At 62.2% G+C, this 26,379-nt stretch carries 27 protein-coding genes; 12 read left to right on the plus strand and 15 right to left on the minus strand.

The genetic code is table 11. The features are described 5' to 3' along the window. The first annotated feature begins 10 nt into the window (after nucleotides 1-10). Nucleotides 11-1,951, plus strand: coding sequence for a phospholipase D-like domain-containing protein (locus tag ACN9M2_RS17990; protein ID WP_426285974.1), 1,941 nt, complete (start codon nucleotides 11-13; stop codon nucleotides 1,949-1,951). 25 nt (nucleotides 1,952-1,976) lie between these two features. Here ACN9M2_RS17990 and ACN9M2_RS17995 read toward each other — a convergent pair whose 3' ends face one another. Both ACN9M2_RS17995 and ACN9M2_RS18000 read right to left on the minus strand, forming a co-directional pair. Then, nucleotides 1,977-2,531, minus strand: a complete 555-nt coding sequence (locus ACN9M2_RS17995; protein WP_426285975.1) for an energy transducer TonB — start codon at nucleotides 2,529-2,531, stop codon at nucleotides 1,977-1,979. Between the two features lie 19 nt (nucleotides 2,532-2,550). Continuing rightward, the gene (locus ACN9M2_RS18000) at nucleotides 2,551-3,837 is read right to left on the minus strand and encodes an acetyl-CoA C-acetyltransferase (protein ID WP_426285976.1); all 1,287 of its coding nucleotides are present in this window, start codon (nucleotides 3,835-3,837) and stop codon (nucleotides 2,551-2,553) included. Between the two features lie 190 nt (nucleotides 3,838-4,027). On the opposite strand from ACN9M2_RS18000, the gene ACN9M2_RS18005 reads away from it, so the two are divergent. Then, on the plus strand, nucleotides 4,028-5,155 hold the full coding sequence (locus tag ACN9M2_RS18005) for a hypothetical protein (protein ID WP_426285977.1): 1,128 nt from the start codon (nucleotides 4,028-4,030) through the stop codon (nucleotides 5,153-5,155). An 81-nt stretch (nucleotides 5,156-5,236) separates the two neighbouring features. Then, nucleotides 5,237-7,726, plus strand: coding sequence for a sensor domain-containing protein (locus tag ACN9M2_RS18010; protein ID WP_426285978.1), 2,490 nt, complete (start codon nucleotides 5,237-5,239; stop codon nucleotides 7,724-7,726). Nucleotides 7,727-7,814: 88 nt separating this feature from the next. Here the strand turns inward: ACN9M2_RS18010 and ACN9M2_RS18015 are convergent, their stop codons facing one another. From ACN9M2_RS18015 to ACN9M2_RS18025, 3 genes are read right to left on the minus strand one after another with little or no spacing between them, the layout of a single operon-like run. After that, on the minus strand, nucleotides 7,815-8,270 hold the full coding sequence (locus ACN9M2_RS18015; RefSeq protein ID WP_426285979.1) for a GNAT family N-acetyltransferase: 456 nt from the start codon (nucleotides 8,268-8,270) through the stop codon (nucleotides 7,815-7,817). A gap of 4 nt (nucleotides 8,271-8,274) precedes the next feature. Next, a complete protein-coding gene (gene ntrC / locus ACN9M2_RS18020; RefSeq protein ID WP_426285980.1) occupies nucleotides 8,275-9,660 on the minus strand; it encodes a nitrogen regulation protein NR(I) in 1,386 nt (461 codons plus the stop codon). Then, on the minus strand, nucleotides 9,653-10,666 hold the full coding sequence (locus tag ACN9M2_RS18025) for a two-component system sensor histidine kinase NtrB (protein WP_426285981.1): 1,014 nt from the start codon (nucleotides 10,664-10,666) through the stop codon (nucleotides 9,653-9,655). Before ACN9M2_RS18025 ends, ntrC begins: the two co-directional genes overlap by 8 nt. Before the next feature lie 123 nt (nucleotides 10,667-10,789). Between ACN9M2_RS18025 and ACN9M2_RS18030 the strand changes: the two genes are divergently transcribed. Both ACN9M2_RS18030 and ACN9M2_RS18035 read left to right on the plus strand, forming a co-directional pair. Next, nucleotides 10,790-11,194 (plus strand): AIR synthase-related protein, encoded by a 405-nt coding sequence (locus ACN9M2_RS18030; RefSeq protein WP_426285982.1) that lies wholly within the window; start codon nucleotides 10,790-10,792, stop codon nucleotides 11,192-11,194. 86 nt (nucleotides 11,195-11,280) lie between these two features. Beyond that, entirely contained in the window at nucleotides 11,281-11,652 is a 372-nt protein-coding gene (locus ACN9M2_RS18035) for an NUDIX domain-containing protein (protein WP_426287954.1), read from the plus strand. Between the two features lie 425 nt (nucleotides 11,653-12,077). On the opposite strand, the gene ACN9M2_RS18040 is transcribed toward ACN9M2_RS18035, so the two are convergent. From ACN9M2_RS18040 to ACN9M2_RS18055, 4 genes are all read right to left on the minus strand, one after another. Beyond that, nucleotides 12,078-13,553, minus strand: coding sequence for a serine hydrolase domain-containing protein (locus ACN9M2_RS18040; protein ID WP_426285983.1), 1,476 nt, complete (start codon nucleotides 13,551-13,553; stop codon nucleotides 12,078-12,080). Nucleotides 13,554-13,562: 9 nt separating this feature from the next. Further along, the gene (locus ACN9M2_RS18045) at nucleotides 13,563-15,083 is read right to left on the minus strand and encodes a M56 family metallopeptidase (protein ID WP_426285984.1); all 1,521 of its coding nucleotides are present in this window, start codon (nucleotides 15,081-15,083) and stop codon (nucleotides 13,563-13,565) included. Next, nucleotides 15,083-15,457 carry a BlaI/MecI/CopY family transcriptional regulator gene (locus ACN9M2_RS18050; RefSeq protein ID WP_426285985.1) on the minus strand — a complete coding sequence of 125 codons (375 nt, stop codon included), beginning with the start codon at nucleotides 15,455-15,457 and terminating at the stop codon, nucleotides 15,083-15,085. Before ACN9M2_RS18050 ends, ACN9M2_RS18045 begins: the two co-directional genes overlap by 1 nt. 217 nt (nucleotides 15,458-15,674) lie before the next feature. After that, nucleotides 15,675-16,580, minus strand: a complete 906-nt coding sequence (locus ACN9M2_RS18055) for a LysR family transcriptional regulator (RefSeq protein WP_426285986.1) — start codon at nucleotides 16,578-16,580, stop codon at nucleotides 15,675-15,677. Nucleotides 16,581-16,710: 130 nt separating this feature from the next. Here ACN9M2_RS18055 and ACN9M2_RS18060 point away from each other — a divergent pair, with 130 nt between their 5' ends. From ACN9M2_RS18060 to ACN9M2_RS18080, 5 genes are all read left to right on the plus strand, one after another. Continuing rightward, nucleotides 16,711-17,583, plus strand: coding sequence for an NmrA family NAD(P)-binding protein (locus ACN9M2_RS18060; RefSeq protein WP_426285987.1), 873 nt, complete (start codon nucleotides 16,711-16,713; stop codon nucleotides 17,581-17,583). A 44-nt stretch (nucleotides 17,584-17,627) separates the two neighbouring features. After that, nucleotides 17,628-18,002 carry a DoxX family protein gene (locus tag ACN9M2_RS18065; protein WP_426285988.1) on the plus strand — a complete coding sequence of 125 codons (375 nt, stop codon included), beginning with the start codon at nucleotides 17,628-17,630 and terminating at the stop codon, nucleotides 18,000-18,002. Between the two features lie 62 nt (nucleotides 18,003-18,064). Next, complete coding sequence (locus ACN9M2_RS18070) at nucleotides 18,065-18,286, plus strand: hypothetical protein (RefSeq protein WP_426285989.1); 222 nt, start codon at nucleotides 18,065-18,067, stop codon at nucleotides 18,284-18,286. Between the two features lie 41 nt (nucleotides 18,287-18,327). Continuing rightward, nucleotides 18,328-18,570 carry a hypothetical protein gene (locus ACN9M2_RS18075; protein WP_426285990.1) on the plus strand — a complete coding sequence of 81 codons (243 nt, stop codon included), beginning with the start codon at nucleotides 18,328-18,330 and terminating at the stop codon, nucleotides 18,568-18,570. A 94-nt stretch (nucleotides 18,571-18,664) separates the two neighbouring features. After that, a complete protein-coding gene (locus tag ACN9M2_RS18080) occupies nucleotides 18,665-20,566 on the plus strand; it encodes a M61 family metallopeptidase (protein ID WP_426285991.1) in 1,902 nt (633 codons plus the stop codon). A gap of 19 nt (nucleotides 20,567-20,585) precedes the next feature. Here the strand turns inward: ACN9M2_RS18080 and ACN9M2_RS18085 are convergent, their stop codons facing one another. Next, on the minus strand, nucleotides 20,586-21,803 hold the full coding sequence (locus ACN9M2_RS18085; protein ID WP_426285992.1) for a serine hydrolase domain-containing protein: 1,218 nt from the start codon (nucleotides 21,801-21,803) through the stop codon (nucleotides 20,586-20,588). A 64-nt stretch (nucleotides 21,804-21,867) separates the two neighbouring features. Beyond that, nucleotides 21,868-22,260 (minus strand): winged helix-turn-helix transcriptional regulator, encoded by a 393-nt coding sequence (locus tag ACN9M2_RS18090; RefSeq protein ID WP_426285993.1) that lies wholly within the window; start codon nucleotides 22,258-22,260, stop codon nucleotides 21,868-21,870. Between the two features lie 110 nt (nucleotides 22,261-22,370). Between ACN9M2_RS18090 and ACN9M2_RS18095 the strand changes: the two genes are divergently transcribed. Continuing rightward, nucleotides 22,371-23,105 (plus strand): SDR family NAD(P)-dependent oxidoreductase, encoded by a 735-nt coding sequence (locus ACN9M2_RS18095; RefSeq protein WP_426285994.1) that lies wholly within the window; start codon nucleotides 22,371-22,373, stop codon nucleotides 23,103-23,105. Between the two features lie 72 nt (nucleotides 23,106-23,177). After that, nucleotides 23,178-23,777, plus strand: coding sequence for an NADPH-dependent F420 reductase (locus ACN9M2_RS18100; RefSeq protein ID WP_426285995.1), 600 nt, complete (start codon nucleotides 23,178-23,180; stop codon nucleotides 23,775-23,777). A 145-nt stretch (nucleotides 23,778-23,922) separates the two neighbouring features. Here the strand turns inward: ACN9M2_RS18100 and ACN9M2_RS18105 are convergent, their stop codons facing one another. From ACN9M2_RS18105 to ACN9M2_RS18120, 4 genes are all read right to left on the minus strand, one after another. Then, nucleotides 23,923-24,351, minus strand: coding sequence for a hypothetical protein (locus tag ACN9M2_RS18105; protein WP_426285996.1), 429 nt, complete (start codon nucleotides 24,349-24,351; stop codon nucleotides 23,923-23,925). Between the two features lie 108 nt (nucleotides 24,352-24,459). Next, the gene (locus ACN9M2_RS18110) at nucleotides 24,460-24,753 is read right to left on the minus strand and encodes a hypothetical protein (RefSeq protein ID WP_426285997.1); all 294 of its coding nucleotides are present in this window, start codon (nucleotides 24,751-24,753) and stop codon (nucleotides 24,460-24,462) included. A 346-nt stretch (nucleotides 24,754-25,099) separates the two neighbouring features. Next, complete coding sequence (locus tag ACN9M2_RS18115; RefSeq protein ID WP_426285998.1) at nucleotides 25,100-25,480, minus strand: DUF4288 domain-containing protein; 381 nt, start codon at nucleotides 25,478-25,480, stop codon at nucleotides 25,100-25,102. Nucleotides 25,481-25,604: 124 nt separating this feature from the next. Next, nucleotides 25,605-25,958: a hypothetical protein gene (locus ACN9M2_RS18120; RefSeq protein WP_426285999.1), complete on the minus strand. Its 354-nt coding sequence runs from the start codon at nucleotides 25,956-25,958 to the stop codon at nucleotides 25,605-25,607. Between the last annotated feature and the right edge of the window lie 421 nt (nucleotides 25,959-26,379).

A 26,379-nucleotide genomic window follows, 5' to 3' on the forward strand; every position in this document is an offset into this window, starting at 1 on the left:
GATCTGCGCCATGCGCCGCCTTCCCACGATCCTGCTCCTTGCCGCCGTCCTCGCCACGAGCGGCTGTTCCCTGTCGCGCGCGCGCATCCAGAAAGCCGACGCGGTGGTGACCCTCACCGTCGACCGTCAAGACAGCTGCGACCCGGCGGATACCGGCCATTGCGCCACGCCCTCCCCCCTCATCGATGCCGCCATCGAGGCGAACGCCGCCTCGACACCTGCGCGTCCCGTGCACGTGGCGACGCTTCTGGAAGATGGTGAAAGCGCCATGGCGGCGCGCATCAACCTGATTCGCGCGGCGCGGAAGTCGATCGACGTGCAGACCTATATCTGGGAACAGGACGACGCGGGCAAGCTGGTCCTCGACGAACTGGTCAAGGCGGCACGCCGGGGCGTGCATGTGCGCATCCTCGCCGACCAGCTGTTCTCGTTCCGCGACCCAGGCCTGCTCGCGGCGCTGGCCCGCGCCAGCGATCGCCTGGAGATCCGCCTTTACAACCCGACCTTCCACAGCGCCCGCACGCCACCGCTGGAGTTCGCCGCCGGCATCCTCTGCTGCTTCTACAAGTTCAACCAGCGCATGCACAACAAGCTGCTGGTGGTCGACGACCTCATCGGTATCACCGGTGGCCGGAACTACGAGGACCGCTACTTCGACTGGGACGAGACCTTCGACTACATCGACCGCGACGTCATGGTCGGCGGCCCCGCCGCGAAGGCGATGGGCGCCAGCTTCGAACAATTCTGGACGCACAAGCGTTCCGCGCGGCTGACCCACTTGCGCGACGTGAATCGCGAACTCCTGGCCGACACCGACGACCCCCGGCACTGGAACGTTCCCACCTACGAACGTCCCGACCGCGTCGCGCAGATCGTCGCCGATGCCGAGGACCCCGCCTGGATCGAGGAACACCTCAGCCGGGCCTCCCTGCGCATGAACCGCGTGGAGTATCTCTCCGACCTGCCGGGCAAGACCGACGAACCGAAGCGTCGCGAGGTACGTGCGCTGACCCGGCACATCATGAGCCTGCTGCGCAACGCCAAGAGCGAGATCGTGCTGCAGACGCCTTACCTGGTGATGAGCAAACCAGCGCAGAAAGTCTTCAGCGGACTACGCCAGCAGGAGGACCCGCCGCGCGTCGTGGTCTCCACGAACTCGCTAGCCTCCACGGATGCCTTCGCCGTGTATGCGATGTCCTACAAGCATCGCAAGCGCTACCTGACCGACTACGGCTTCGAGATCTACGAACTCAAGCCGCACCCGGCGGACAGTGATATCGACGAACTGGAAGGCCGCTCGACCGAGGTGGCCACGCCACCGCTGGCCGCACAGGCCACCGGCAAGGGCGGGCGTGGGCGCGGTTCATCGCAAGGCGCCTCGGCCGGACGGCGGTGGCCTCCGTCGGAAGCGGCGGGCTTTCTCGGCCTCGGCAGCCGGTCGGGGCGCGGCGCGCGCAGCCGTCCGGCGCCGCTGCTGACGGCCGGTGTCCGCTTCGGCCTGCACGCCAAGTCGATCGTGGTCGACGACACCTTCGCCATGGTCGGCACGCATAACTTCGACCCGCGCTCGGACCACTACAACACCGAATCGGGCGTCATCGTCTACGACAAGCGCTTCGCCGACCGTCTGCGCGATTCGATCATGCAGGACACCCGGCCCGGCAACGCCTGGGTGATCGCGCCGCGGCAGAAGTCGATCCCGGTGTTGTCGTCGGTCAACGAATTCATCGGCGATGTCTCCGAGCGGCTGCCGTTCTTCGACCTCTGGCCGTTCCGCTACGCCACCAGCTACGAACTCAAGCCCGGCTGCATCCCCATGCGCTGGAGCGACCCGCGATTCTTCGAATGCTACGAACCGGTGGGCGACTTCCCGGAAGTGGATGTTTCGCTGAAGTTGATCTACACGCGGATGATCACGGCCTTCGGCTCGTCCGCGGCCGGCATCCTCTGAACGGCGAAGCGCCAGCCACCCTCGCTCAGTACGTCCGGGTCAACTCGAAGTTGACCGGCAGGTCGGCGGTATAGCGCGACGGACGGTCGGCGGCGGCGAAGCGCCAGCCGCGCACGGCGTCTTCGGCCGCACGGTCCAGCTCGATATCCCCGCTGGAACGCCCGACGGTGACGCTGGTGACATCGCCTTCGGGCGTGACCGTGACACTCAGGATCACCTTGCCTTCCCGCTGTGCGCGCAGGGCGGACATCGGGTAACGCGGCGACGGCATGTAGACGGGGACGAGGGGCTCGGTCGCGGGAGTCGGCGCCGCCGTTTGCACCGGGGCGACGCGTGGCGTGGGAGCCCGCGCGACGGCATTGCGCGAACGCGATGGTGCGTCCGCCAGCGCCGGCGACGGTGCGATACGGGACACTGTCTTCGAGACCAGGGCGGGCGCGGCCGTCGGCAGGGTCACCTCGGCCAGGCGACGTGTCATGGGTGCGCGTTCGTAGGTCAGCGCCGTGAGCCAGCTGGTGCCGGCGACGCCCATGACGAGGGCCAGGGCACTGAGTGAAGTACTGGTGCGTAGTGCGAGCATGAGTCTTGCGCGAAGCGGGTCAGGGACGTTCGAGGATCGCGGTGACGCCCATGCCACCGGCCGTGCAGATGGAGATCAGGCCGCGGCCCGAGCCCTTCTGCTCCAGCATCTTCGCGAGGGTCGCGACGATGCGCGCACCGGTCGCCGCAAAAGGATGGCCGGCGGCGAGACTGGAACCGTTGACGTTGAGCTTCGCCGGGTCGATCGATCCCAACGGGGCATCGAGGCCCAGCCGGTTCCGGCAATAGTCCTCGTTTTCCCATGCACGCAGCGTGCAGAGCACCTGCGCGGCGAAGGCTTCGTGGATCTCGTAGAAGTCGAAGTCCTGCAGAGTGAGTCCGGCTTGCTTGAGCATGCGCGGCACGGCCACGGTCGGCGCCATGAGCAGGCCTTCGCCATGGACGAAATCCACGGCGGACACCTGGGCATGCGTGAGGTAGGCCTGGATCGGCAAACCGCGCGCGGCGGCCCATTCGTCGCTGGCCAGCAACACGGCTGCCGCGCCGTCGGACAAGCCCGTGGAGTTGCCCGCGGTGAGCGTACCCTGGCCGCTGGTCCTGTCGAAGGCCGGCTTGAGCGAAGCGAGCTTCTCGAGCGTGGAATCGGCACGCAGGAAGCCATCGCGCTTCAGACCCCGGAACGGCACCACCAGGTCGTCGAAGAAGCCCGACTCGTACGCGGCGCCCAGCTTCTTATGGCTGGCGAGGGCCAGTTCGTCCTGCTCGACGCGGCCGATCTTCCACTCCTTGGCCATCAACTCGCAGTGGTCGCCCATCGACTTGCCCGTGCGCGGCTCGGCCACGCCCGGGAACGATGGCTTGAGTTCCTTCAGGGAGAATCCGCGCGTGGCGACCTGGAACTTCTCCTTCAGCGTCTTCGCCCGGTTCAGCGCCAGCAATCGCTTGCGCAACTTCTGGCCGTAGACGATCGGCACGTCGCTGGTGGTGTCCGAACCGCCGGCGATGCCCGCGTCGATCTGGCCCGTGGCGATCTTGTTGGCGACGAGGATGGCGTTGTCGAGCGAGGTGCCGCAGGCGCGTGCCGTGGTGATGCCGGGCGTGGTGGGCGCCAAGCCGGACGACAGCACGGCTTCGCGGGCCAGGTTCCAGTCCGAGGAATGGCGGATGACCGCACCCATCGCGACCTCGCCCAGTTCCACGCCATGCAGGCCGAACTTCTCCACCAGGGACCCGAGCACCTTGACCGACATCCCGAAGTTGCCGACGTCGGCATAGGCGGTGTTGTTGCGGCAGAAGGGAATGCGGACGCCGCCGACCACACCCACACGCTTTTGCGTCTTATCCATGCTTTGAGAAACGATCCAGACCGATGGGGATGCCCGTGGGCAAGCCGAAATGCGAAGACGAAGGGATCGCGGACGCCGACGATCGCCGACGAACGCGTATCGGCAAGGCTAACCCGCATCCCCGCCCGGCGAAAGCCCGATGTGCCCCGATGATAGAATTACGTTCCTTTGCCGTTCGGAAAAACCTGCCGTGAACGAGTCGCTGATCGCCTGCCCCGCCGTCCTGGCGCTGGAACTGGCCGCGGGCGATGTGCCCGCCCGGCTGGAACTGACCCGGGACGAGGCGCAGACGCTGGCGACCCTGGTGGCCGACGACCTGCGCACCCTGCTGCCCGGCGTGGAGGCCTCGCGCTTCGCCCTGGCCGGCGCCCTGTTCGACGGCGTCGAACTGCTCAGGCCCGGTTTCCCCGTGTTCGCCACGCTGGAAGAACTGGCCCGGCGCATTCCGCGCGTGACCACCGCGGGCGGCGTGGTGGCCTTCGGCACCCATGAAGGCCACATGCCGGCCCAGCCGCTGGTGCCCGATACCCGCTATGCAGGCGGGCCGATGCGCCTGGTGCCATGGATGCTGCTGGCGCCGGAAGACCTGGCCGCGGAACTCACGGCGCGCATGGAAGTGGAACTGGTGGGCCGCGGCGAAGCCGGCGCCGCCACCGCCGACTTCCTCATGCGCACGCTGGGCATGCGCCTCGAACACGCGCGCTACCTCAGCCGCGACGACCTGCTGGCGCTCACCTGCGTGCAATACGAACACGTGAACCTGGCCCCGTTGTGGACGATGCTCGAGGCCGCCCTGCTCACCCCCTACAAGGAAGAGACCGCGCTGGGCTCGCGCGGCCTTCCGCTGCATTACGCCGAGGGCCGGGTCGGCATCCCCGGTCCGGCCGCCTGGTTCGCCCGCGCCGGGGCCCAGCGGGAAAACCCCGCCCACGAGTTCGCCGGCACCCTGTTCGAGCTTCGCCAGTACGCCGCGCTGCTCGCCGCGCACCACGTGCCCCTGCACCTCCAGGGCCAGCCCGCGCAGACCGCCGGTTACCTGGTCGAGCCGGTCGCCGAGGCCGATCCCACCCTGCCGGCACCCGCGATCTACGCGCACGAGGCACCCGGCCTGGGCATGGCCGCGCTCACGGTCGCCCAGCCGGCGGCCGGAAAGGCACGCATCCTGGCCCACGGCTACCCGTTGGCGCCCGACGCGCTGGCGCCGCTGCTGGACACCCTGGCCGGTCGCTATGCCACGGAACACGAGGTCCATGCCCTCGGCCGCGTGCTCCTCGACACGGATGGCGCGCTGTCGGCACCCGCGCCAAGCCTGCACTGAAACCCGCGTTTTCCCGAATCGTTCGATATACGCGGGCCGGGGTGACGGATTAGAGTGGGTCGACGTCCTGACGGCGACCGCATGCCCGCTTCAGCCCTTCCCGCGAACGCTTCACCCTCGGACTGGTCCGCGTACCTGCTGGAACGCGCGCCGGCGATGATCGCTTACGTCGATACATCCCGGTGCTATCGCTATGCCAGCCCCGCCTACCTCGCCTGGATGAACATCCAGGAAGACGACGTGGTCGGCCGGCGCATCGACGAACTGATCTCGCCCGATCTCCACGCACGCATCGAGCCGGACCTGTGCGCGGCCCTCGCCGGGGCGCCGATCGTGGCCGATCGCGCCATCGCCCACGAGGATGGCAGCCGCCACGCCCAGGCCACGTTCTCCCCCGACATCGACGCGTTGGGCAAGGTACGGGGCGTGGCTATCCTGCTTGCCGACATCTCCAGCCGGCGCGAACTCGAGGCGCGGCTGAAGGAAAGCGAGCGGCGGTTCTTCCAGGCTTTCCGCTATGCCGCCATCGGCATGGCGCTGGTGCTCCCCGATGGGCGCTGGCTGCAAGTGAACGACGCGCTGTGCGCCATGCTGGGGTACGACGAAGACGAGCTGATGACGCGGCCGTTCCAGGAGATCACCCATCCCGACGACCTCGCCGCCGACCTCGCGCTGGTCGGGAAGCTGCTCGCGGGCGAGAGCCTGTCGTACCACATGGAGAAGCGCTACCTGCACTGCGATGGACACATCGTGCACGCGCAGCTCAGCGTGTCCCTCGTGCGTGACGAGCATGGCGAGCCGCTGTACTTCATCTCGCAGGTGCAGGACATCAGCGAGCGCAAGGCCTTCGAGGAAGCCCTGTTCCGCGAACGCGAACTGGCCGAGGTCACGCTGAAGTCGATCGGCGACGCTGTCATCACCACCGACCCGAACCTGGTCGTCACCTCGCTCAATCCCATCGCCGAGGCGATGACCGGATGGCCCAGCCACGAGGCCGTAGGCCGGCCGATGGACGACATCTTCCAGCTGCGCGATCCCCTCACCCGCCGGCCGATTCCCAACCCGCTGATCATGGCGGTGGACAAGAACAGCATCGTCGGGCTCACCACCGATGCGATCCTGGTTCATCGCAACGGCTTCGACAGCCCCATCGAGGATTCCGCCGCGCCGATCCACGACCACGCCGGCAACGTGATCGGTGGCGTGGTGGTGTTCCACGACGTGAGCGAGACCCGCGCGCTCGCGTTGAAGATGGCCCACCTCGCTCACCACGACACCCTCACCGGGCTACCCAACCGCGCGCTCCTCACCTCGCGCATGGAGTTCGCGGTGACCGTGGCGGCACGGCGCCACCAGCGCGCCGCGCTGCTCTTCGTCGATGTCGACCACTTCAAGCAGATCAACGACACCATGGGGCACGCGGCGGGCGATGTCCTGCTCCAGGAGATCGCCCGACGCATCCGTGCCTCCGTGCGCACCGACGACACCGTGAGCCGCCTGGGCGGCGACGAATTCGTGGTGCTGCTGCCGCAGATCGAAGGGCCCTCCGACGCGAGCGCCGTGGCGGAGAAGGTATTGGCCGCCTGCAGCCAGGCCGTCGGCGTGGACACTTCCGCGTTGACGATCAGTTTCAGCATCGGCATCAGCGTGTATCCGGACGACGCGATCGACGCCGAGTCGCTCCTGCGCAACGCCGACACCGCGATGTACGAGGCGAAGATGCAAGGCCGCAATGGCTACCGCTTCTTCAATCCGCGCATGAACGAGCGCAACAGCGCGCGCGTGCGCATCGAGGTGGAACTGCGCAAGGCGCTGGGGCGAAACGAACTCAGCTTGTACTACCAGCCCAAGGTCGATGTCGGCCTCGGCACGATCGTCGGCGCGGAGGCGCTGTTGCGCTGGCAGGTGGACGGCGAGGACGTCTATACGCCGGAACAGTTCATCCCGGTGGCGGAAGACTGCGGCCTGATCGTCCCCATCGGTGAATGGGCGCTGCGCGAGGCTTGTGGACAGGCCGAAGCATGGACACGCCTGTATCGTCCCCTGTCGGTATCCGTGAATGTCTCCGCCTTGCAGTTCCAGCACACGCGCTTCTTCGAATCCCTGCGCGGCATCCTCACGGAAACCGGCCTGCATCCCACGCTGCTCGAACTGGAACTGACGGAGCGCACGGTGATGGAAGGCGGCGACCACATCGCCGACCTGCTACGCAAGATCAAGTCGCTGGGTGTTTCGCTGAGCCTCGACGATTTCGGCACGGGCTATTGCAGCCTGTCCTACCTGAAGCATTTCCCGATCGACACGCTGAAGATCGACCGCGCCTTCATCCGCGACGTCGCGTGGGACAACGACAGCGCCGCGATCGTGAGCGCGATCATCACAATGGGCAAGGGCATGAACAAACACGTGCTCGCCGAAGGCGTGGAAAGCATGGAACAGGCCAGCTTCCTCGACTCGGTCGGCTGCTCGCAGATGCAGGGCTTCCTGTTCGGCAAGGCGATGACGGTACGCGATTTCGAGGAACGCATCTCGGCGGTGGACACCGGCGACCCGCGCGTACCGGTGGATTGAGAGGCATCGCCGCTGAAGCGGCTCCCACAAAGGCTTACATGCCGTGGCAGGCGGAGCGGCTCTGGTGGGAGCCGACCCTGTCGGCGATTCAAGCCTCCAGCGCCGCCTCATACATGAAGTAATGACACCGCTCCATCCCCAACCCCGCATACGTCGCCTGCGCCCGCGCGTTCTCCAGTTCCACGTACAACCGAAGCCCCACCGCGCCCGCCCCCTCGGCCATCGCCTTCACATGCGCGTACATGCCGCGGAACACCCCCGCGCGCCGCGCCTCGGGCGCCACGTAGACGCTCTGCACCCACCAGAAATCGCCACAGCGCCAGTCGCTCCACTCATAGGTGACGAGCAGGCATCCCACGGCGACACCTTCCCGTTCCGCGATCAGGTAAAAACCCCGGCGCGGCTCCTCGAACACCGCCCGCACCCCGCGACCGATGATCTCGGGATCGAGACGCTTCTCCTCCGTTTCCCACGCCATGGCGATGTTCCAACGGGCGATGGCGTCGGCATCGTCCGGCGCGGCGCGGCGAATCTCAAGGGTCATGGGGTTATCCGTTCGAAGGACGGCGCTTGCGCGAAGCACCGAGTTTGCGTGTGAGGGTATTGCGGCCGACACCGAGCGCCGCCGCCGCATGTTGCCGGTGGCCGTCATTGGCGATCAGCGCCACTTGCAGCAAGGTCTTGTCCAGCGCATCGCGCGCACGCGCATGCACGTCCACCTCGCCCTGCGCCAGCGCATCCTGCGCCCAGATGCGCAGGGCATCCGTCCACTCCGCGCTACGTGTTTCGCGCGCGGGCAGGCCACCGAGATCGCCCGCCTGGATTTCCGGACCCGGGGCGATCACCGCGAGCCTCCGGCAAAGGTTCTCCAGTTCGCGCACGTTGCCCGGGTAATCGCGCTGTTCGATCAGCTTCATCGCACCGCGCGAGAAGCGCTTCGGCGACAGCTTCAACTCCGCCGAGGCTTGCGCGAGGAAATGTCGCGCAAGCAATGGGATGTCGCCGCGCCGCTGGCGCAACGACGGCAAGGCGATACGCACCACGTCTAAACGATGCTTCAAGTCCGCACGGAAGAGACCGGCGGCGACGCGAGCCTCCAGGTCCTGGTGCGTGGCGGCGATGATGCGTACGTTGCCGTGCATCAACTCGCGTCCGCCGACGCGGTAGAACTCGCCACCCGCCAGGACGCGCAACAAGCGCGTCTGCAACGCCAACGGCATGTCGCCGATCTCGTCGAGAAACAGGGTGCCGCCATCGGCCTGCTCGAAGCGGCCGGCGTGACGGCGCGTCGCCCCGGTGAAGGCGCCGGCCTCATGGCCGAACAGTTCGCTCTCCAGGAGTTCGGCCGGGATGGCCGCCGTGTTCAGGGCCACGTAGGGCTTGCCGCGCCGTGCGCTTTCCTCGTGCAGCGCACGCGCCACCAGTTCCTTGCCCGTGCCCGTTTCGCCGGTGATCAGTACGTTGAGGTCGCTCGCCGCCACGCGGCCGATCAGGCGGAACACCTCGCGCATCGCCGGGCTTTCGCCCATCAGCGCATGCGCATTCCCGCTCGGCACCGGCACGATCACTTCCTCGTGCGCGATGGCGAGCGTGCGCTCCACCGCCTCGACCGCGCGGTCGAGGTCGAAGGGTTTGGCGAGATAGTCGGCCGCGCCCGCACGGTACGCCGCGGCCGTCGTCGCCACGTCGGTATAGGCGCTCATCACGATCACCGGACCGATGTTGCGCCGGGTGAGGTCTTCGAGCAGGCGCAGGCCGTCTTCGCCCGGCATGCGCACGTCGGTCACGAGCAGGCCCGGCTTGCCCTCGGCCAGCGCCGCACGCACCGCGTCGCCGGCGCTGAATTCGCGCACGGTGTGCCCGGCGTCGCGCAAGGCTTCGGCGAGCACGAAGCGCACGCCACGGTCGTCGTCGGCGATCCAGATTTCAGTCATGCGGCCGCTCCATCGGAAGGTACAGCGAGAAGACCGTCTCGCCGGGGCGGCTGGTGTAGCGCAGGTCGCCGCCGTGTTCGAGTGCGATTTCGCGCGAGAGCGCGAGGCCGAGCCCCGTGCCGTCCGGCCGTCCCGACACGAGGGGCTGGAAGAGTGAATCGCGCAACTCGTCCGGCACACCACGACCGTCGTCGACCACGTCGACACGCAAGGCCGCGCGCACCGTCCGCTCGCCCAGGCGCGCACCGTGTTCCACGCGCGTGCGCAAAGTGATCGTCTCCGCCCCGGCTTCCCCGGCGTTGCGGGTCAGGTTGAGCAGTACCTGGAGCAGGCGGTCGGTATCGCCGAGGCTGTCCGGCAAACTGGGGTCGTAATCGTGGCGAAGGCGCGGGGCGTCCGCTTCGGCACCGACAAGGCCTTCGAGTCGTTCGAGTAACTCATGCACGTTCACCGGCCCGATTCGCGCCGCGCCGCGATGACGCAGCAAGCCATCGGCAAGCGCGGCCAGGCGGTCGGCTTCGCCGATCACCATGCTGGCCAGTTGGCGCAGGTCCTCTTCCACCACCCGGCGTTCGAGCAGTTGGGCTGCGCCGCGCAATCCTGCGAGTGGGTTCTTCACCTCATGGGCGAAGCCGCGCAGGGTTGCCGAGAGAGGAGTACCGCCCGGGGTGAGGTCGGGGGCCAGGGCGTGAACCTCTACCAGAATCCGGTCCTCGTCGATCGGCTGCATGGTCAGGTCGGCGGTGACCTCGCGCCCCCTCGCCACGCCGAAGGTGATCCCGCGGAGGTTGAAGGCGCGACGTTCGGAGAGGGTGCGGGTGAGTTGCGAGGCGAGGCCGGGCTCGCGCATCAGGGCTGTTAACTCCTGACCTACGGCGGTTCTCGGGCCTACGTCCAGGACCTCGCCAAGGGCGGGGTTGAGCCATTGAACACGGCCGTCCGGGCCTACGATGGCTAGGCCGGTGGACAGCAGGGTCAGCAGTTCCGCCTGGTTGGGTGCATGCATTGCACCAATGTAGGGAGTTAGGGGGGCGGGGGCAATGGGAAGGATTCGGGGGTCGGGTGGTAATGCCGGCATAGTTGGTACGAGAATCGAGTCCCTAGCGACTGCGCACCGCTGAACGGTTTGATGAGTACCATCCTTAGCCAGTTCGGCTCCGGAATTCACTGCGCGAGAGATCTTACGCGCGGCGGCATGGCGACCGCTCTTGTGGAAATCGCCCAGACGAGGGGACTCGGGATTCGGTTCCAGGAGACTCAGGTGCCGACTCGTCACGAGACACCCATGGCATGCGACATGCTCGGCGTCGATCCATATCACCTTGCGAACGAAGGTTGCGCGGCAATCTTCGTCGGTGCGGATATCGCGGATGAGGTGCTGGCTTTCTTAAGAGAGGCTCGGTATGGCGCCAATGCATCGATAATTGGTGAGGTCGTTGAGAGAAGCGACGCGGGCGTCGTCGAAGTTCGACGAGATGGGTCACTTCGAGCTATCAAATCACTCGAAGGCCGCGTGCTGCCGCGTCTTTGCTAAGAAATTCAAGGGAGCGTTATATGCGAGAGCGATTCAAGGCCTCAGTTTCGGTCTTCTCTGTAGTGCGAAACGACGACAAGGTTCTAATGATTCTTCGGTCTAATACGGGTTGGATGGATGGGCATTGGAGTCTCCCCGCCGGGGCAATGGATGGCGGGGAGGTTGCTTCTCACGCGGCTGCCAGGGAACTCGTTGAGGAGGTTTGTCTCAGGGCAGATCCATCAGCACTTCGGCTGGGCCATACACAACACAATTTTACGCACGGCGACGAGTGGATCGGCCTGTACTTCGAGGCGCAATCTGTTGATGGGGAGGCAAGGATAGGAGAGCCTCACAAGCACGGCGACCTAAGTTGGTTTGATGTCCATGACTTGCCACACAATACTGTGCCTTATGTTCGTCAAGCTCTAAATCGAATGTTCGCAAGCGAGAGTTTTTCTGTGTATTCGGATCAGTAAATAAGGAAGTCTCTCCCATGTTCCTCACCATGCTAGCAAAGCCATACAGAGATCTGAGATGGCTTAGCTCGACAAACTTTTCTATGTCTTTGAATGCGACTTTTTCTGTTTAAGTACATCGACCGCCCATACATAACGCCCCGATATAACCGTGGCGATTGGAATTACTGACTCCGCCCCACCGCACTTCCAGTGCCACCGCTCGCAAAAGGTGGCCGTGGCGACCATATGATCTTTCCGGTACGTACTTTGGTTGTCAAAGGGTGCGCAATCGCAAAATACAACTCACATAACTTATTGTTTTATATAAGCACGCATAGACTTTGCCGTCCAACGGCAATCAAAGTGCGTACCTGCCACTGCTTTACTGCACAGACTCTGGTTTCCGAAGGCGCACACACTTTGGTGTCATGCGCACGGGCTGTCTATTGAAAGCGCACCAACTTCATCGGCGGCCCACCTTCGATAATAGTCAGACTCGAGAAATCAGAAGCGAACTCGGCCGTGACACCCATAGACTCGGATCGAAAGCGCGTGGGAGAAAGCGCGAGCAGACGTTCGGGAACGGGCGCACCGGCGTTCGCATACAAGCCGTCCTGTCGAGCTTCAAAGACCACGTCGAGCCCGCCACCCTTGAAGCGTCCGGCCGCCCTGGAAAGCTCGGCGAACGATAACGTCTTCTCTCCGGTCGCCGGTACCGCGATGTCGGGCCATCCATAGTCCGTTGCTACGGCGCGCACGACCTCATCCATGAGTCGCCGCCCTTGCCCTCCATTCGTCAAGACCACGATGCCATCGCCCTTGCCGACGTAGGCGATCATGAAGGATTGAAACCCCCTGTTCACGCCATCGTGCCCGAACCGTTCGGGTTTATCCGTATACAGGGCGACCCCAAGTCCCCAGTTGTCCTTGATCGGTGTCAGCATCCTCCGGGCCATGGTTGGAGAGAGCCGGTGATTTTGCATGCCCGCCGCGGAGGCCTGGATGTCCATCAATAGCCGGGCGAGATCCCCTGCGCTCGTCCATAACCCTGCCGGAGCCAGTTCCGGGTAGGCGAGGTAGTTACCCGGAATCGGGACGCCATTCTCGTGTCCGGACGCCATGTCGGCGCGGATCGCCGGTGGCGGCAGCGAAGCGAAGGCGCTTCGCGTCATATGGAGTGGGCCCAACAACTCGCGTTGCGCAAGCTCCCCGAAGGGCATTCCGCTCACGTCGGAGAGAGCGAGTTGCGCCACCAAGTACCCGCCGCCGGAGTACTCGAATTGTGCACCCGCTGGTAGCTCGCTACGCACGGCAGGATTATTGGCGGGCGATACGCCGTCCAGGATCTGGACGAGCGTGGGTAGTGGCGTATCCGGTGCATAACCCATGAAGCCGTGAACGCCGAGGCCGGAGGTGTGGCTCAGCAGCTGGCCAAGGGTAACGCCATGGGGTGCGAGCTTCGGGTCCTCAGGCAGCTTCCAGGAGTGAAGCGCATCGTTGATATCACGGTTCAGTCCGATCCTCCCTTTCCCGGCCAATCGCAGAGCCAGCACGGCCGTCGCGACCTTGCTTATCGATGCCGCCTGGAACGCGGTATCCGGCGTAACGGGCGCACAGCTCGCGGTATCGCGAACGCCCCAGCCACGCGCCCAATCGATCTTTCCGTCGTGAATCACGGCGACGCTGAGACCAGGCACGTCATACTGGCGCATGCGTTCGGCCAGAGTGAACGGTTTATCCCCGTGCTTGATGACTGCCGGCCGCAGCTCCGTCTCGACATGGCGGGTATGCGCATTGCTTGGCCCACCCGCGGCCTCATCGGGGATGGGACAGCGGGCCGACTGGGCGAGGACTGGGGTGGAAACCATTCCTGCAATAGCCATCGATCCATGAAGAACGAGCTTTCGAATCGACCGCATGTCGACCCCTTATTGACGACGGATGACGGAATTCGTGAGCGAGCCATCCTTGCCGAGCTGGATGAATACTTGCTGCGCGCCATGCTGGTATTGAACGTCGTAGATATCCCAGCCGTAGTCCGTGACACCTTCGAACCGATAGGACTCGACGGGTCCAAGTTTGGCGACTCCTCCCGTGTCGGCATTGCTCAATATCTGGTGGAGAACCCTTTCACTGTCGGGAAAGGGTTTCTGATCCTTGACCCTGGCCGCCAGCCCTGCGCGGATCTGTTCCGCGGTCGGCGGATCGACACGAGGAGCCTTCATGACAACACGTCCATGCTCGCGCACGGTTACGGACCTGGCCCGGCCGTCGGCGCCCTTGATGAACTCGAGCGTGACGTCGATACTCGGCACGGAAAACTCGGTATCGCTTAGGGCGGAAACGTCGATGGTGCCCTGTGCCAGAAACTGGCCAATGGGCTCGATGGTCAGCCCGTTCCCTTTACGCGCCACGGTGACCAGCGAGTAGTCACTGAGTGCATAGGAGCCCGTGTAAGCATCGAGAGGTCTCGGGTCTATCGTAGCCTCGCGGTTCGCGGAGAGCCCGGGGGCGTCAGGCGGCGTCACCTGAGCCGCAAATACAGCCATGCCGAGGGCGACGCTGATCAGGGAAAATGCCAATGCACCTGCCCATTTTCCTGGCTTTGACAGCATGATCCTTATTCTCCGTTCGAGAAACGATTTCGATTCAGACATCGCCGTTACCGCACCGATGTACCCGGACTGGCCTTGCCCTACCTGGATCAATGTTTCGCAATACTCACCTACATCTCCGCCACCGCCCAGGACACGGGCGTCACAATCGACTTCGATCGCGCATCGAAGTCGATGAAACTGCCACCAGAGCAACGGATTCCACGGCATCGAAACCAAGAGGGTCATTGCCACGGCGACAAGCAACGGATCGCGCGCGTTCAAGTGCGATTGTTCATGGGCGATGACGTATCGCTGCTGTTCGAACGGCTCCTTCAGCACCCAGGCCGGCACGACGATGCGTGAACCGATCAAGCCGACGACTGCGGGCCCGACGCTTTCGGAAACGAGCACTGGTGCACCACATACGGTGCCTGATGCCCAGCCACGTTTACGCCGATGGAACAGAGCCGTGCTTGAACCAAGAAACAGCACCAGGGTGAACGAACTGGCTAGCCATATATCCGCAAGAACCCTGTTGATGCGCACTGACGAGGTGTACGTCTCTGTTCCACTCCAGTTGATAACCGTCGACGCCAATGGGATCGATGTCATGTCGCGCAGAATCAATGGCCCGGGTGCAGAAGCCGCCGTGGGTGCCGTGGGGCTGAAGATTCCGGGTCGTGGCATGGAAATCGTGGCCATGGCGATCGGCAGAAGTGCCGACGCCGCGATGGCAATCATCCAGGGCCAACGTGTGGGAATTCGGCGATACCTGGTCGCCTTCTCGGCTAGCAGCGCTGCCCCACTCAGCGCAATGGCGACAAGAACGGCATAGATCATCCAGGCAAGCATCACGGCTTCTCCTTGTCGGCCCGTTCGGACAACAGCTTGCGCAAGCGGCTGATCTGCTCAGGGCTGAGCTTCTGGTCGGAAACCAGGTGCGAGAACAGCAGCTCCGTGGAGCCTTTGAACAGCTTGTTCGTCAGGTGTTGTAGCGCGTTCTTGCGCGCGGCTTGCTGCTTGACGCTGGCGAAATAGCGATGCCCACGCCCTTCCTCTTCGTAGCCGACGTACCCCTTCGCTTGCAACGTGCGCAACACAGTGAGCACCGTGGTGTACGCGAGCTTATCGCTCAAGCGCTCGCGAACTTCCGTTACCAGGGAAGGGCCGTGTTCCCACAGCACCTGCATGATGTCCGCCTCACGGTCGGTGAGAGAGATTTTCATACCCGGGTCCTCGTACGGCTATCTACTATAGATTTAGTTGATATATGCTTACGCCAGGCGTTTGTCAACTAAAACTATAGTAGTTAGAGATCCTCCCTTGATGGGATCCGACCCTGTCGGCGATGGGTGCTTACCTCGATCTGGCCCGCTGCCGCGGGATCGCCGACAGAGTCGGCTCCCACAATTGTTGGCTCTCACCAGGGCGATTGCAGCAAATCTACGACGCGGGATTCGGTAGATAATCGCCCGGCCTGAACTCCCTGCGCATTCGAGGGGTGGCGAAATCCACGAAGGCGCGAAGTTTCGGCAGTGACTGATGCCGGCTTGGGTAGTAAAGGGAAAAACCAGGAACCTCTTCACAATAAGGTTCGAGCACGGTCTGCAAGTCCCCATTTTCAAGATGCGACATCACGAGTGATTGCGGTAATTGGAAGAGCCCGACACCTCTCATCGCTGAGCGAATGCATGCTTCGATGTCGTTGCTCACGAGAGGCCCCTCGACTCCCACCGTGATGCGCTCACCGCCGACGACGAATTGCCAATGATCGAGGGCACGTACGGATTGACGGAGCAGTATGCAAGGGAAGTTCTGCAGATCATACGGAGACGCCGGTCGGCCATGCTTTCGAAATAACGCAGGGGCGCCCACGACGACGAACCGCTCCGGCGGCGTCAGCCAAACCGCGACCATATCGATCTGGACGAAGTTTCCGAGACGTATCCCCGCATCGAAACCTTCTTCGACGATGTCTATCGGACGATCCTCACCCACCAGTTCGAGTTCAACGTTGGGGTGAGCGTCGAGAAAGTCGGGCAGCAAGCGATTCACCAGCAGCGGCAAGATCGGCCTGGGCATATTGATGCGCAGTCGGCCCGTAATTTCGCCACCCAAGCCACTGGCAGCGTCCAACCCCGCCGTGAGCATGTCGACCGCCGGGCGCGCGTGGGCAAGCAGGCGTTCGCCCGCTTCGGTCAGCCTGACGCTTCGAGTCGTACGGGAGAAGAGCGGCGCACCAACCCGTTCCTCCAGACCGCGTATCGCCTGACTGACTGCGGACGGCGTGACTCCAAGCTGCCGTGCCGCGGCACGAAAACCCCGGTGCTCCGCTACGGTCAAGAACATGACCAGCCCATCCAGATGGGTTCGAGCGATTGTTAAGTTCATCTACACAGCCCGTTCCGAATGTGCCTCATATCCGAATGATAGCGCACGAGGTACCGTGAACTATCGAACTAACTGCTGGAGCACGCGCATGTTTTTGGTGATGGGCATTACGGGCAAAGTTGGCGGCGCCACGGCAAGGCATTTACTGGCTCAGGGCAAGAAAGTGCGCGCGCTGGTCCGCGACCGCGCAAAGGCGGCCCACTGGATTGACCAAGGCGTCGAGCTGGTTGAGGGAAACTGGAATGACGCGGCCTCCATCGAGCGGGCGCTCGAAGGTATCGATGGCGCGTTCGTCATGCTGCCTCCCATCTGGACGCCCTCGCCGGACTTCGAGGAAGCCAGGGCCGTCATCACGAGCTATGTCGACGCGCTCACCAGGGCGCCGGTGCCGCGGGTTGTCGCGCTTTCATCGATGGGCGCGAACAGAACCAGCGGGATGGGGCTCATCACGGCTCTATCGCTTCTGGAGCGGGGCTTTAGCGATCTGACATTGCCGATCGCCTATGTCCGGGCCGGCGAGTTCTTCGAAAACTTCTTATACGGCTTGCACGTCGCCCAGGGCGGCACGCTGCCCGTCTTCCACCATCCGACAAACAGGAAATCGGCCATGGTCGCGACCAACGATATCGGCGCCGAGATCGCGACGCTTCTGAGCGGACCGGCCTGGTCGGGGCATCGGACCATTGAACTCGGCTCGATGGTGAGCGCGGATGAGGTCGCGGCGCAATTGGGTGATGTTATGAAGCTCGACGTCAAGGCCGTTTCCGTACCGCGCGCCGGTTGGCCAGATACGTTCGAGCAGTTCGGCATTCCGAAGGGGCAGTCTGGCCTGGCCGAAATCATGTATGACTTCGTCAACGCCGGAGGGACGGATCTCGGGGTCGAGGGTACGGAGCACGTCCCGGGCGCGACGTCGGCTCGCGATGTCTTTGCGGCGGCCCGGAAAGCCACCGCAGCCTAGCGCGCCAGACACGGCATCGATGCGACTTTCATAGGCATAGGTAAATGTCCAAGATCTCCTGGCGCAACGTCTTACCCTTCGTTCTTGCCGCATTCTTCGTCGTGGGCTCACTCAGCAACCTCCTGGCCCCCACGCCCATCTACGAGGAATACCTGAAATGGGGCTACCCGCGCTGGTTCCATTTCGTGACCGGGTTGCTGGAACTCAGTGCTGCCATCCTGCTCGTCCGGGCGCCGAGTCGCCTCTTGGGTTCGGCTCTCGGCTGCACCGTCATGCTTGCCGCCCTCGCGACCGTCATTATCCACGGCGAATATGGCCACGCCGTGCCGCCACTCGTCGTGGCGACATTGTCACTCGTGGTCGGCTGGACAAGCTGGCGTACGCCGATCGAGAACCCGATCATCCAGCGAGACCGTTGATCCACGTCGGATCATTTCAGTAGAGCGGCGATAAACGGCCGATACGGCGAATGGAAGAACACATGTCGACATCATCCAAGTGCACAAAATGGACAAAGGTGCTGGATTGGCCACGAAGATCGCTGTTCTTTGCCTCCATTGCCGGACTCTCCCAGCCCGTTCTCGCATTCGAACAGACCGACGTCCCCATGACGCCGGAGCGATGGCAAGCGAATGGCGATGTGCCGTTTCGACATGCCGGCATCTGGCTTAAGACCACGATCAACGCCACCACGACTTGGTAAGACATGTGGATATCGGGTGGACGAGAGAAGTCTGGGTCTTCGTGAACGGAAGGCCCGCGCTCCAAAGCAAGAATCTTTATGGCATCGAGGGTGTGAGCAAGGAGCCGGGCGGACGCCTGTCCCTTACCAATGGATCGTTCGACCTGGCGCTGAAGAAAGGTGAAAATGAGATTGTTGTCGCTATGGACGACAACTTCGCCGGCGGCCAGCAGCATTGGGGATGGGGTCTGGAGATGCGGTTGGCAAATACCGGTGGCATTCGTCAGATTGGCGATAAAAACTGATGCATAAGCGGCTATGAAGATTCTTCGCTCAGATACTGTCCAAGCTCGTCGCTTTCTCAAGCAAGCGGGGCGGCTTCCTTTGTGCGTTGGCTTAATGGCCCTCGCGCTGTCTACCTTGACAGCGGAAATCGCGGCCGCGCAGGTCGGATCGGGGCCAACCGCCGCACCGATGCCGCCAGCGCTGCCTACCCCATCGGATAGATCGTTCCACGGAGTGATCGAATTGGCCGTCAACGCCACCGATACCGATCACCAGGTCTTCTCCGTTCACGAAACGATTCCCGTCCAGGCACCAGGGGATACCGTCCTGCTCTACCCCGAATGGGAAACGGCCAGTCATGCGCCCACGGCCACCGTTGCGGAGTTGGCAGGCTTGGCGATATCCGTCGATGGCAAGGCGATAGATTGGCGGCGCGATCCCGTGAATATGCACGCCTTCCACATCGACGTGCCCAAGGGTTCGAGCTCGATCACCCTGGACTTCCAATTCCTTGCGCCGGCCCAAGCCCACCTGTTGCGGCCGGACATGGTGATTGTTCCCTGGCAGCGCGTGTTGCTTTATCCCGCAGGATGGTACGTGCGGGACATCCCCGTGATCGCGACACTCGCACTGCCTCCTGAGTTGACGTCTTTCACGGCATTGTCTTTCCATGCCATCGATGACAGAGCGCTTGGCTTTCAACCCGCAACGCTGGAGCAGTTGGTCGACGCCCCCGTCTATGCCGGGCGATACACGCGCCGGATCATGGTGGGCGGGGGCGCGGCCGAACCGGTGGCGCTGGATCTTCTGGCGGATGCAAAAGAAGCCCTTGCTGTCACTCGACCTGAAGTGGACCGCATCAGAGCGCTCGTCGATCAGGGCCTCAAGACTTTCGGCGCTGCGCCGTATCGCCACTACGACTCCATCGTCACCCTGAGCGATGTCTTGTCACCCGACGGCGGTGGCGGTGGCATCGAACATCTCGAAGAAGGAGAAAACAATCTCCCCGCCGCATACTTCACCCATGCGGCGGAACAACTGAATAACCTCGACCTGATCGCGCACGAGTTCGTCCATGCGTGGAACGGCCGGTGGCGTCAACCGGCTGACTTGTGGTCGCCCACCTTCAATCAACCGGTCGGTGGGTCGCTGCTGTGGGTGTATGAAGGACAAAGCGAATTCTGGGGACGCGTGCTGGCTGCGCGCGCCGGCTTGCGTGATCGACGGCAGACCCTGGACAAGCTCGCCATGGACGCAGCCATTGTCGCCAACCGCACCGGCCGACGCTGGAAAGACCTGCAAGACAGCACGAATGACGCGGTCTTCATGGCAAAGCACCATATCGCGTCGCCCGACTGGCAACGCCGTGAGGACTATTACGCCGAAGGCGTATTGCTATGGCTGGACGTGGATGCACGCTTGCGCCAACTGAGCCATGAAGAACGAGGCATCGATGACTTCGCGCGCATCTTCTTCGTCAAGGACAGCACGCCATTGACGCGAACCTACACCTATCGGGACGTCTGCGATGCGCTGGACAAGGTAGCGCCGGACGATTGGGCGACATTCCTCGATCGGCATCTTCATACCCACAGCGCGGACGAAGCGATCGCCGGCTTGGCCCGTGCGGGCTGGAAGCTTGTTTATAACGACACGCCCACGGAAACGTTTCGTCAGGACGAGGAAGAATCCGGCGGCGTCAGTTTCGATTATTCGATCGGTCTACGGATCGAGCCGGATGGAACGATTCAGTCGGTTCAATGGGAAGGCCCGGCATTTAAAGCAGGTCTATCCCCAGGCGTCAAAGTGCTCGAGGTAGGCGGGCAACCCTTTTCGACTCGCCTCCTGTCGGCGGCAGTCAAGCCGGCTTCATCAAAACCACTGCGCATCCGTGCCGACATCGGCGGTCACAAACGCGTCGTCGATATCGATTATCAAGGTGGGCCGCGCTATCCCCACCTCGAGCGCATCGAAGGCACGCCTGACCGATTGTCCGCGTTGCTCGATGCTCGGTGAGACGTACCACGCGACGGCATCAGTGCGCCATCGCCTTGGCCGATGGTCCCGCGACGTCGAGCACCCGCTGCACGAAATCCTCAAAGCCCTCACCCTCTTGTTCTTGGGAGCCCTCGGCGTCGATCTGTCGCACAGCGACGATCTTCGCCGAAGGCACTACCACGACATATTGCCCACCGTCACCATTTCCTGAAATGGAAACCGCTGGCCCCGTCGTCACCTTGAACAGCCTGTAGGGACCGATACCGCGACTGATGAGCTCATCGCGCAATGCGTCCTTGTGGTCGGGACCAAGCGCTTTCGCGATACCTTCCTGCATCGCTTCGACGTCATCGAAGTGCGAGCCGCGCAGGCCCTCCTGCAGCGCGAGAATGGTGGCTTCAGGCACGCCCCTCTTGCGCAACACATCGGGCGCGGCGGGATCGTAATCGAAGTGACGATAGGCAGGATCGAGCCACCAGAGTAGTCCCATGGTGGCATCGGCCTGCGGTTGAGCCAAAGCGTCCACCACGTTCACGGGCAGCAGTCGCTTTCCATGCCACTGGCCCTTGTCCAGCATCAGCTGGCCGATCTTGCCGAGGTCAGCCGCGGTGAGCGACAGTCCAGCCATGCCATAAGGATGCCCCGTCTTGTCTTTCTCCCAAGGACCGGGCTTGATATCCATGGATTTGAACAAGCCGTCTCGGAAGAAGACGTCCATCGGCTTGCCGGATGCTTTCTCGATGATGCCGGCAAGCAGGTTCACGGCCTTATTGTTATAGCTGGGATCAGTGCCTGGGTTGCCAACGATCTCCGCCGCGAGCGCGAGCTGGATGGCGTCGGGCGCTGGGTAGATTTCAACGGTCGTGTTCATGACATTCTGCATGCCGGACGTATGGTTCATCAGCATGCGAATGGTGATGTTCTTCTTTCGACCCTGACGCCATTCCGGATAGAAATCCGCCACCGCCTGATCGAATGACTTGATTTTTCCTTCGGCCACCAACTGCGCTACACCTAGCGCCACGACCGACTTGGTCACCGACATCAAATCGATGGGGCCTGGTGCCTTGCCATTCTTGTAGTAATGCCCGATCTCGCGTCCATCCTGCCAGATGACCATGGCGTCGCTATGCGACGTCTCGCTGCGTTTCAGCAGCGCCTCAAGCGAAATTTTTTGCGCGGAAGTGGACGGCGCGGCGAGTGTCGGTGAGGCAACTAGAAAGCCGATCATGGCTACGCCAAGCAGGTTGCGCATCACGTCACTCCTTTGAAGTGCCAAGACCGTATCAACCGCCCTGACCCGATCCATGTGCCGGTAGTCATCTCACCTTGCCGAGCCGCGTCGTTGCAAGCAGCGCTGCATCGCGCTTGGCGAAGATGCCCGCCATTTCCGTCGCGTTCTCGGTTCCCCAGGTGCACAGCGGAACGATCGCCTCGGCCAGGCTGCGACCGAGCGGGGTCAGTGCGTAGTCCACCCGCGGTGGCACTTCCTTGTAGTCGGTCCGCACCAGCACCTGGTCGGCCTCCAGATCCTTCAACTGCTGGATCAGCACCTTGTCGCTGACGCCTTGGATCAGGCGCTTGAGCTCACCGTAGCGCTTCGGGCCGTCGCGCAGGAAAAACAGGGCCAGCGGTTTCCACTTACCCGACAGGATGCGGAGCGTGGCGTTGAGCCCGCAGCCGGTGTCGCAGATTTCCGGGGGCGTCGTCATTTTGATACTTACCAAAAAGTGCATACTTGTCGTTAGGTTATCAGGCCTGCATCTTTGGTCTCAAGCAAGCAATTCCCTGCTTCCTAGAAACCCAATGAAGGATGCAACTCATGACCCGACTGAAAGGAAAGACCGCCGTGATCACCGGCGGCGCGACTGGCATCGGCCTCGCCGCGGCAAAGCGCTTCATCGAGGAAGGCGCGTTCGTCTTCATCTTCGGCCGCCGGCAGGACGCGCTCGACGCCGCCGTGGCCGATCTCGGACCCAATGCCCGCGCGGTGAAGGGCTCGGTATCCGATCCGGCCGACCTCGATCGCCTCTACGCGACGGTGAAGGTCGAGCGCGGCACCCTCGACATTGTCCTCGCCAATGCCGGCGCGGGAAGCCAGCTTCCGCTCGGCAAGATCACCGCCGAGCACATCGACGAAGCCTTCGACACCAATGTGAAGGGCACGATCTTCACCGTCCAGAAAGCGCTGCCGCTGATGGGCGAGGGTGGTTCGATCATCCTGACCGGATCGAGTGCCGGCACCACCGGCGCCCCGGGCATGAGCGCCTACAGCGCAAGCAAGGCGGCGGTGCGCAACCTCGCGCGGACCTGGGCGGAAGACCTGAAAGGCACCGGCATCCGGGTCAACGTGCTGTCGCCCGGGGCGACGGCGACCGAACTCGCGAAGGAAGCGCTGGGCGAGGAAGGCCAGAAGGTCTTCGCCTCGATGACTCCGCTCCAGCGCATGGCCGATCCGGCGGAGATCGGAGCGGTGGCCGCCTTTCTAGCATCGTCGGACAGCAGCTTCATGACCGCCAGCGAAGTCGCCGTTGACGGCGGCCTGGCGCAAGTCTGACGCACCACGCCCGGCCGGTCGCTCCGCTCGACATCCGGAGCCCGCCGGGCGTGCTAAACCCAAGGAAACCATATGAGCTACGCAATTATCGGCTTCGGCAAGATCGGCCACGCCCTTGCCAAAGCGTTTGCACGTAACGGCATCGACGTATCCGTTGCCACCACGCGCGATCCCAAAAGCTTCGCAGCCGACGCGGCCGCGATCGGATTCACGATCACCCCTAAAACGCTGGCGGAAGCGGTCAAGGCGGACATCGTCTTTTTGGCCGTCCGTTTCGAGGCGCACCAGGATGTCGCGAAGGCGCTGCCCAGCTGGCAGGGGAAGACCATCGTCGATGTGACCAATGCCTACGGCGTGCCTCCGGAAGAACTCGGAGGACAACCTTCTTCCAGGTTCGTCGCACAGGCCTTCACTGGTGGAAGACTAGTCAAGGGTTTCAACCATTTGGGCGCTGCCGTCCTTGCCCAAGACCCGGCCGTACATGGCGGCAGGAGGGTCGTGTTCCTGGCGAGCGACGACGACGGCGCGGCAACGGAGATTGCTGTACTGGCGGAACATCTCGGTTTCTCGCCGATCAAACTTGGCGGCCTTTCGGAAGGTGGACTGCTGGTCCAGGCGCGTGGAAATAGCTGGGGTCAACTGATCTTCAAGGACCTGGTCAAGTTCGACTGATGGGTCGTGATCGATGGTCGATGTGATCCTGCCTGTCGAAGCAAGCCATCGGCATGACATGTGGACCCGGAACCGATGTCACGTAGTCGTGGCGTCGGACCAGCGGCGCCCATTTATCAGTCTGCCAAGTCGTTAATGTCCAATGCTAGCTCGTAGCCAAGAAGTTCTTCACCCGCCGGCTCAGGAAGAAGTAAGCGCTCAAGGCTGCAATTTGCAAAGCCGCAAAGAGAAGATCATAGAAATAGTCGTCGCGAGAGTAGCTCACGCCGTTGATCCGCTCGATAACATAGCCTGCAACGTAGAATCCCGCGACACCGGATATGTAGACCAGTCGCCCAAGCCGCCGAGCTTTAAGTAGCAAGATTCCCGCGCTGAAGAAAAAGGATACAGCTACAGCGAATACCAGTCCGCTGCCGTTGATCCACCAGTCCCCTGCTCCAACCTTCTTCTGACCGACAACGGCACCGCCTGGAACGACCGTCGCCGCTACAAGCAGTACGGACATCAACGAAAGTAATGTGAATACCCTTAAAGGCCAAGGCATTCTTCTAAAACTAACGATAAGGTCATTCACGTCTGGTGGCCTACAATCTCAACGCCGGTCGACCATCCAATCCCCGTAGTTGCGGGGTCCGTTGGCCATGTAGGGATAGATAGCAAGGCCCGGCTATCCAGTCGAAACTTATCTCCGGCGATTTATGTGAGAGAAATTGACCGCAATGCCGGTGAGCGCCGTCGAAAGTCCAACGACGAACACCCAAATGCCCAGTTCCATGAGTCCACAGATCGCAATAGCAAACGCGGTGAACCCAACGGCCACTCCAATCATGGTGATACGAAAGCCGATGTACTGAGGCTCATGCAAGATACTCGTCCAATCGATCTTTTTCACCGTCAACCTCACTTGCACACTGCTTTCGGATCGGTCTTGTTGTCCCTGGCTCAATAGAACTCCTTTGTCGAAGGCGTAGCTCATCGAGCTGTCACATACTCGTGGCGTTGGACCACCACATGCCCGTTCTGGCGACCCGCACATGGCCAGACCGACCAAGAATCTCATCTCCTTTCTGCCAAGAACCAGTGGGCGCGCTCCCCCAGTACTTGGCTTACTTGTCTGGCACGAGTAGGTCACCAGCGATACTCAAGGCGGCACGAGAGCGCTCAAAAGACGGCATATTTCACCTGCACATCCCCATGCGAAAACCCAGGAATCGACGCTCATTCCTGATCGCCGATCAATCGATATTCTTCATGCGCTATCTCATTTACATTCTGTCTTAAGTGCGCGAGTTTCGGTCTTCGTAGTCGTCCCGCACGGAGCTTCACCGAATTTTCGAGGCACGCTCAAGTTTGAAGGCATCAAGGGATTGCTTGTCAGGAATCAAATCTCGCCGCCGCTGCATCGGGTCTTTCATGCGTCGTATGTCATACCAGACCTCGTCGTCCTCCGTTTCTGGACCGAGATTCATGAGGTCTGTAATTCCCACGAACTCAAAGTAAACACGTCCTCCGCCATCGTTGAGATAACTGTAGCTAGCACGCTTTCCTCTGCGCTGTGCCGCGGCATAGACCGTTGCGGCGTCTCGCCCGAGAAACAGGACGATGCGTTCCTCGACGTTTCGGAATCCGCCAGGCGCGTCATCTTCATACCGAAACTGGAACAAGAGCTTCGCGGCAAACCTTAGCTCAGGCGAATGGCGCATGGTGATCAGTTCCTTGTGGCCCACGCACATTCATCAGCACTCACATTGAGCACGACACATATGCAAAGCGATTTCCGTTTACGCGACCATGCAACTGCGACACTTCCTGCATAAACGCCATCATCTAATCTGTTTGCGGCTTCATCAAAGAGCCAATCCATCCGTGATGCTCATCTTTGATGCCAGGACCAATAGTCAGAACCTTTATCACGTAGGCGACAAAGTCGCGGATCAGGTCTTTATCGTCCGAGAAATCCCACTTTTCAAATATCGTCCAATCGCGGTCATTCAACTTGCAACCAGCTTCGTCTGCGTATACGTAGAGCTCGACTAACAACTCTCGCTGAACGATCTTGGCGTACTCGTAGGCTTCATGTTTTCCGTGCACCAACTCAAACTTTATAGTCTTCAAGCGACGCGAAGCGATCTCTTTGTTGAGAGCATCAATGCACCTTTCTGAAAAGCTATCCATCACCATTTACCCGCGATCCAGAAATCAAAGTGAGCATCGCCAGTAATGGATTTCACTCGTTGTCTTGTTGCGCGGAAAACTGTATCACCTCCGTACCTCCTGTAGTCGACGGCAACACTTAGTTGCTATTCGTTAGGTGGAAAACGCTATAGAGAAAAACGACTAGCATCACGACTGGAATCAGAATCAGAAAAACTGACCGAACGCTCCAAGGTCCGCTGCCTTCTTCTGGTTTCGGAACGAGCGGTAGCTGACCCCACTTGTTCATTTTGTATCGCTTCATGGGCTGTCTCCAACACATTTTCCTCAGACAACGCTCAGCGACGAGCTTAATCCGGGGCTGACTGCGCGTCAGCCGTTTAAACGTCGAAAGAGGGGTCCAAGCCGAGGTTCGCCAAGACCACGAGTAGATTGCCTAGCCATATAT

The organism is Luteibacter sp. E-22, assembly GCF_049913125.1.
Lineage (GTDB): Bacteria > Pseudomonadota > Gammaproteobacteria > Xanthomonadales > Rhodanobacteraceae > Luteibacter.